The organism is Moorena sp. SIO3I8 (genome assembly GCF_010692325.1).
Lineage (GTDB): Bacteria > Cyanobacteriota > Cyanobacteriia > Cyanobacteriales > Coleofasciculaceae > Moorena.
In genome coordinates, this window is record NZ_JAAHHW010000341.1 from 1 (window position 1) to 1,695 (window position 1,695).

Annotated in this window: 1 protein-coding gene; it reads left to right on the forward strand. The window is 44.8% G+C overall.

Annotation, left to right across the window (positions count from 1 at the left end):
- A partial coding sequence (locus F6K51_RS36815) for an SDR family oxidoreductase (protein WP_293031003.1) occupies positions 1 to 1,694 on the forward strand: 1,694 nt, incomplete at its 5' end.
- Position 1,695: the final 1 nt, after the last annotated feature.

A 1,695-nucleotide genomic window follows, 5' to 3' on the forward strand; every position in this document is an offset into this window, starting at 1 on the left:
CAGAGAAAGCAACCCTGCTGGCAGCCTGTAAAGTTATTGGACAAGAATATCCAAATATAAACTGTCGCAGTATCGATCTTGTTCTTCCCCCATCCCAAAACCAAAAGCAGGAAAAACTTGTAACCCAACTACTGGGGGAAATAACAGCAGAGTCGGAAGATTTAACCATCGCTTACCGGGGTAAACATCGCTGGGTGCAAAAGTTTGAACCTGTGGGATTAGAAACACCTGGAGCAGGGACATTACCTCTGACAAAAAAAGGGGTTTATCTCATTATCGGTGGACTAGGGGCGATTGGTCTGTCCCTGGGGTTACACTTGGCAAAAACTGTACGCGCCAAACTGATCTTAACGGGACGTTCCCTATTTCCGGCCAGGGATGATTGGTCTCAATGGCTAGCCACCCACGATGCAGAGGATCGGATTAGTCGCAAAATTCAGAAATTGCAGGCTATGGAGGCTATGGGAGCGGAGGTGATGGTACTCAATGCTGATGTAGCCAATGGACAACAAATGGAAGAAGCGATCGCACAAGCAGAGGCTCGCTTTGGTAACATCAATGGAGTCATCCACAGTGTTATGTTTACCGGAGACAAGGCATTGTGTTCCATCAAGGAAATAACTAAAACTGATATTTGGCAGCACTTTCACGGAAAAGTACAGGGAACCATAGTCTTATCAAAGGTTTTGCAGAACAAAAACCTTGACTTTTGTATCTTAATGTCCTCCATCGCATCAGTGCTAGGGGGTTTGGGGGACGTTGCTTACTCGGCAGCCAATCTGTTTATGGATGTTTTCGTTCACCAGCAGAACCGGGTTAATTCGGTTCCTTGGTTGAGTGTAAACTGGGAGACTTGGGAATTCCCAAAACAAGATCGAAATTATGAGATTGCAGCAGGGCTGGCTGAATTTGCCATAACTCCAGAAGAGGGTATCCAAGCCTTTGAAAGGGTTTTATCCACTCAGGAACTCGAACTCGATCAAATTATTGTATCTAGTGGAGATTTACAAACTCGTATCGATCGATGGGTCAAACTTAAATCTGTAAAAGAACGAAATAACGAGCATCAACAAGTATCATCTCCGTCGGTTGATTTGCGTAAGCAATTAGAGACAGCTCCTATGGGAGAGCGTCAGGGATTATTGGTTACTCACGTCCGCGCGCAGGTAGCCAAAGTACTGGGAATTTCTCCCCAACGAATAACATTAGAGCAAAAACTCATAGACTTAGGATTAGATTCTTTGATGTCTATTGAGTTGAGAAATGCTCTCCAATTGAGTCTGGGTTTGTCTGTGCCTTCTACTTTACTATTTGACTATCCCACACCGGAAGCGTTGGCTAGTTATTTGGCTCAAGAAGTTCTTGCCTTTGAGGACTCAAAAAGTTTAAGCAATGCCTCCATCAAACAAGGTATAGTTGAGGATGACTCTTACCGTTCTACTTTAGTATCGATTCAGCCAAATGGTTCAAAACCTCCTCTGTTCTTTGTCCCTGGAGTCTTGGGCAATGTTTTCGATCTCTATCCCTTGGCACAACACCTAGATTCAGAGCAACCTTTATATGGCTTGCGATCGCTTGGTTTAGATGAGGGGGAAAAGCCATTAACCCGGATGGAAGACATAGCAGCCCACCACATCCAAGCCTTACAAGCCGTTCAGCCTAAGGGGCCATATTTGTGTCTGCGAGTATCATGAA